This is a genomic window from Methylobacterium bullatum (assembly GCF_014845095.1).
GTDB lineage: Bacteria > Pseudomonadota > Alphaproteobacteria > Rhizobiales > Beijerinckiaceae > Methylobacterium > Methylobacterium bullatum.
Map to the genome: position 1 here is coordinate 1 of NZ_NKUG01000195.1, position 1,321 is coordinate 1,321.

Consider the following 1,321-nt stretch of genomic DNA (forward strand, 5'->3'; position numbering starts at 1 on the left):
TCGCCGGGGCGATCACCGCCGCTCTGTTCCTGCGGCGGTTCGCGCCGGGCACGCGGGCGCATGTGCATTTCGACCTGTACGGCTGGAACCCCTCGACCAAGCCCGGCAGGCCGGAAGGCGGCGAGGTCCAGACCGCCCGCCTCGTCTACGCCCTCCTGAAGGAGCGCTATCCGGCCCGGTAGCGGGCGACTTCAGGCCGCGAGCTGCGCCTTCTCGGCGATATAGGCGACGCGCACCACGTCTTTGCCATAGGTCCGTTCCAGGCGGCGCACGGTGAAATGGGCGCGTGCCATCGCCTGGAAATGGTTCATGAAGGCGGTGTTCACGGCCGCCCCCCCGACCGCGCCGAGGATCGGCACCGCCTGCGCCGCGACCTTCTGCGAGACGACGAGGCCGAACCGCGCCGCGATCTGCGTGGAGAAGCGGATCAGGGCCGGGGCCGCCTCGTCGAGCAGGGCGCGGTTGCCGGCATAGCGCGCCGCTTCCGACATGGTCTTGGCGAGTGCGGCGCGCACGGCGAAATACCCGCTCTCCGTCAGCGCCGTCTCGGCGCCGCTGCGTCCGCCCAGCGCGAAGACCTGGACGCAGGCCAGGGCGTTTTCCGGGTCCGACAGGTCTTCGCCCTCTTCCCGCGCGATCTGCGCGATGGAGCGCAGCATCAGCGTGGTCGAGACCGGCAGTTCCACCGGCAGGGTCGCGATGCCGAAGGCACCGCCCACGGCGCCGGACAGGGCCGCCATCGCCTTGTGTCCGAAATCGCCGGTGGGCAGGAAGCGCGCGAAGCGCTCGCCCGCCGTGCTCGCCGCCGGCACGGGGAGGTCGTCGAGCACCGGCACGGCGGTCGCCCCGGCGGCCGAGGCCGGGACGATGGTCTTCTCGGCCTCCGGCAGGGTCGCGAGGGCCACGCGCAGGGCCGTCCGCATGGCCCCTTCCGTGGCGCGCGACACCGCGTCGGTCACGGGCGCCGGAAGGCTGCGGCTGATCATGTCGAGGGGAGCCCCCGCCACCGCGGACAGGCGCGCGGCGAGGCCGGGCGTCTCCAGCGTGCGGACGGCACGCACGAGCGCGGCGCGGTCGGCATCGTTGAGGTCCGGGCCGGCCGACGCTTCGGCCGGGGTGGAGCGGGTATCGTCGACGAGGGAAATGTTGCTCACGTCTGCGGTCTCATCCGTGTTTCGGGCGCCGGCGCGCCGGGCCGATCGCTGGAAGCAAGCGTGAGGCCCGCGGGATGGTTCCCGCTCACGGTCTCGGTGTCGCCCGAGGCGGCTGTCTCGGCGGCGGCGCGGGCCGCGCTGCGTTCACCGGCGCGCCCGACGAAGAA

General features: G+C 73.2%; 1 protein-coding gene and 1 pseudogene. One reads left to right on the forward strand and one right to left on the reverse strand.

Features of this window, described 5'->3' with window-relative positions; genetic code table 11:
• A pseudogene (locus tag MBTS_RS21580) lies at positions 1-182 on the forward strand (leucyl aminopeptidase family protein); the annotation flags it as partial.
• Between the two features lie 9 nt (positions 183-191).
• Here MBTS_RS21580 and MBTS_RS21585 read toward each other — a convergent pair.
• The gene (locus MBTS_RS21585) at positions 192-1,154 is read right to left on the reverse strand and encodes an EcsC family protein (RefSeq protein WP_056158163.1); all 963 of its coding nucleotides are present in this window, start codon (positions 1,152-1,154) and stop codon (positions 192-194) included.
• Between the last annotated feature and the right edge of the window lie 167 nt (positions 1,155-1,321).